Here is a 3,927-nt window from a genome sequence, read left to right as displayed (position 1 = left end):
GAATCTCTCTCTAAATTCACCATAATTTCTACTCAGCTCCTTCTGAGTAAATTTGTGCTTAGTCTAAACTCCAGTTCTCTATCAACGTTATGCCAGTTTAACGCAAGCGTCCGATCGCGCATCCCCCTCACTTCACTGCGTCGCCCCACTAAGATGACCATTACGGCAGATTTATTCTAATACAAATGGAATCCCGTAGCGACACGGCACTGCCGTGCCCTAATCCACCATCCTGTGCCGGACACGGCAATGCCGTGTCCCTACCCAGAATATCGCTAGCCCGGTGCACCCGATCGCACGGTTTGTTCTGCAGTCGCCCCCGGATCTTTCGTTTCCTGCGGCGGTTCCGACGAAACCGCGCCCGCGTGCGGCCACTTCCAGTCGCGGATTTCCGGCATATCATCGCCGTGCTCGGTGATATACTGCGTGTGCTCGATCAGCTTGTCACGGATGGCTTGTTTGCCGTAAGCTGCTACAGAACTCAGTTTCGGAACGTGATCGAGTACATCTCCAACTAAATGGAATCGATCGAGGTCATTCATCACCACCATATCAAACGGCGTCGTAGTCGTTCCCTCTTCCTTGTAACCCCGAACGTGAATATTCGGGTGATTTGTCCGGCGGTAAGCCAATCGGTGAATCAGCCAAGGATAGCCGTGAAAAGCAAAAATCACCGGCTTATCTTTCGTGAACAAACTATCAAACTCCTTGTCAGACAAACCGTGAGGATGTTCGCTAGAGGGCTGAAGTGTCATCAAATCCACCACATTCACCACCCGCACTTTTAAATCGGGATAATCTCGGCGGAGAATGTCAACCGCAGCCAAAGTTTCCAGCGTCGGAACATCACCCGCGCAAGCCATCACCACATCCGGTTCGCCGCCTTTATCGTTGCTGGCCCACTCCCAAATACCTATGCCGGCGGTACAGTGTTTAATCGCAGCATCCATATCCAAATACTGCAATGCCGGCTGCTTCCCTGCAATAATCACGTTGACATAGTGGCGGCTGCGGAGACAGTGATCGGTTACTGACAGCAAAGTATTCGCATCCGGCGGCAAATAAATCCGCACCACTTCCGCTTTCTTGTTAATTACGTGGTCGATAAAACCCGGATCTTGGTGAGAAAAACCGTTGTGGTCTTGCCGCCAAACGTGAGAAGTTAGCAGGTAGTTGAGAGAGGCGATCGGTCGGCGCCAAGGAATGTCGTTAGTAGTTTTCAACCACTTGGCGTGTTGGTTGAACATCGAATCGATGATGTGAATAAACGCCTCGTAACAAGAGAAAAAGCCGTGGCGTCCCGTCAGCAAATAGCCTTCCAGCCATCCCTGACACATATGTTCGCTGAGGACTTCCATCACCCGGCCGTCGGGGGAGATGTGGTCGTCTTCGGGCAAAATTTCCGCCGCCCACACCCGGTTCGTCACTTCAAACACCGGATCGAGGCGGTTTGAGGCCGTCTCGTCAGGCCCGACAATGCGGAAATTGGCGTTTTCCTGATTGAGTTTCATCACATCCCGCAGGAAACGACCAGTGACGCGGGTGGCTTCAGCCATTACAGTGCCTGGTTTTTGCACGTCAACGGCAAAGTCTTCAAATTCCGGCATTTTCAAGTCTCGCAGCAGCAGGCCGCCGTTAGCGTGGGGATTTGCCCCCATCCGCCGATCGCCCTTGGGCGCTAATTCTGCCAATTCGGGAATTAACTTGCCCTTTTCGTCGAAGAGTTCTTCCGGCTTATAGCTTTTCATCCAATCTTCCAGGAGTTGGACGTGTCCCGGCTTAGAAGCCATTTCCGAAAGTGGGACTTGGTGCGATCGCCAATAATCCTCAGTTTTCTTACCGTCAACATCCTTCGGCCCCGTCCAGCCTTTGGGAGTTTTCATCACAATCATCGGCCACTGGGGACGGCCCGAATAGCCCTCTGTCCGGGCTTTTTCCTGAATCGCCTTAATTTCGCCGATCGCGGTATCGAGAGTTGCAGCCATCAACTGGTGCATGGTTTCCGGGTCTGAACCTTCCACCCAATAAGGTTTGTAGCCGTAACCGACCATCAAACTTTCCAATTCCTCGCGCGGAATGCGGGCCAACAGCGTGGGATTGGCAATTTTGTAGCCGTTCAAGTGCAGAATCGGCAACACGGCCCCGTCCCGAACCGGGTTGAGAAACTTGTTAGAGTGCCAGCTAGCAGCCAGCGGGCCGGTTTCCGCTTCCCCGTCGCCGACAACGGCCGCCACAATCAAATCGGGATTGTCGAAGGCCGCCCCGTAAGCGTGGACGAGGGCGTAGCCGAGTTCGCCGCCTTCGTGAATCGAACCGGGGGTTTCCGGGGCGACGTGGCTGGGGATACCGCCGGGAAAGGAGAACTGTTTGAACAGCCGTTTGATACCCTCTTCATCTTGGGAAATGTTCGAGTAATATTCGGTATAAGTGCCTTCGAGATAGGTGTTGGCGACCAAGCCCGGCCCGCCGTGTCCCGGGCCTGCGATGTAGATGGTGTTGAGGTCTTGGGCTTTGATGATGCGGTTGAGGTGAACGTAGATGAAGTTGAGGCCTGGAGTGGTGCCCCAATGTCCGAGGAGTCTCGGTTTGACGTGTTCGATTTTGAGGGGTTCTTTGAGTAGGGGGTTGTCGAGGAGATAGATTTGTCCGACGGATAGGTAGTTTGCCGCCCGCCAGTAGGCGTTCATTTTGTGTAGTTCTGAGTCGGAAAGCGGCTTTAATTGCGGGATCTCGGTTGTTCCTAGCATCATCAGCGATTGACTCCTAAGTTGTGCTTGTTTTGTAAAGTGCGATCGATATTAATTTTTTATCTGTGACATTTTGTATTTAAACTCGATGTCTTCCACGGAAACTATTGAATTCTAGCTCGTTTATGCCTAAATTAAAGTTTAAATCAATGTTAATTTATGGCTAAATATGGCACGACTTTGATGCAATAAAGGCGGCTACTTGCGGGGATCGAGGAATTCAGCAATACATAATAGGATTTACACAAAATTTTTTGTAGGGTGTGCACCGCCCACTGATCCGTAGTATATGTTGGGAGTGGTGGGATGTGTTGTGGAAGTCCCGAAAAGATATTTCTTAAGGTAGATGTCAGAATTAATAATAAATACGAACTCAAATTTAGTTGAGGCAGGGCGATCGTCCGCTGACTCCTTTTCTGCTAAAGTTTTGTATGTTGGTCATATCAAAGTTCTCGTTAGTTTAGCTTGTAGACGTACTTAAATCATACTCATCTTGAATATTCTTGATTCGGAAACTCGCATTAAATTTTTTCTTAAAGTGACTTTGTAGCTGTTGTATTTTTGTTGCCTGTTGTGGCACTCGTGTAGACACGACAAAACATAGCTTCTTAATCTTTTGGGGATTTTCCGAAAGTAATTTAATAGTTGATTCTATTTGTTTAGCCGCCTGTTCAATATCGCTTCCTTTCAACTCTACATATATTTCTACTGCATCAGAAGGAATGAGTGCGTAGTCGCAACGCAAAGTCTCATTGTCACTAATAACGCAGCCATCAACCTTAATTTTTACTATTTTGTCTTGATTCGGGTTGAGGAACGTTATTTTACTTTTCTTTTCCTTCAAGACAATCTTGGTGTCGGCTCTATGTTCCTCACACTCTGGAAGACTTTTCATATACGATTCAAACTAAGTTGAGAAGTTGATCGAATTCAATAGCTAGTTCATCAGAAACAGAATCAATTACTCGCGCATCAATCAACCCAGTATCAGGACACACAATACTATTGCATTTTCCATTCATCAAAACATAGGCTGAGAGATCGTCAACACCTAATGATTTGTATCTAGATACAATCTCTTCTAGTTGATGTTGTATATCTTCGCTGGGGGGGTGACAAAGAGGTCTACGAGATAGACTGTATAAGGGTTGCAGCCCGCATACCTTGTTGGTAAAAGCGG

The 3,927-nt window shown here is 48.7% G+C and carries 2 protein-coding genes and 1 pseudogene; all 3 read right to left on the bottom strand.

The window, feature by feature from the left end; all coding sequences use genetic code 11:
* Positions 1-275: 275 nt before the first annotated feature.
* Positions 276-2,750 carry a phosphoketolase family protein gene (locus QUA13_RS31820; protein WP_333204994.1) on the bottom strand — a complete coding sequence of 825 codons (2,475 nt, stop codon included), beginning with the start codon at positions 2,748-2,750 and terminating at the stop codon, positions 276-278.
* A 457-nt stretch (positions 2,751-3,207) separates the two neighbouring features.
* A complete protein-coding gene (locus QUA13_RS31815) occupies positions 3,208-3,642 on the bottom strand; it encodes a hypothetical protein (protein ID WP_333204992.1) in 435 nt (144 codons plus the stop codon).
* Positions 3,643-3,649: 7 nt separating this feature from the next.
* Positions 3,650-3,927: pseudogene (locus QUA13_RS31810) on the bottom strand (hypothetical protein); the annotation flags it as partial.

The sequence above is a fragment of the Microcoleus sp. S28C3 genome (genome assembly GCF_036700785.1).
Lineage (GTDB): Bacteria > Cyanobacteriota > Cyanobacteriia > Cyanobacteriales > Microcoleaceae > Microcoleus > Microcoleus asticus.
This window is presented reverse-complemented; position numbering and strand designations above follow the sequence as displayed.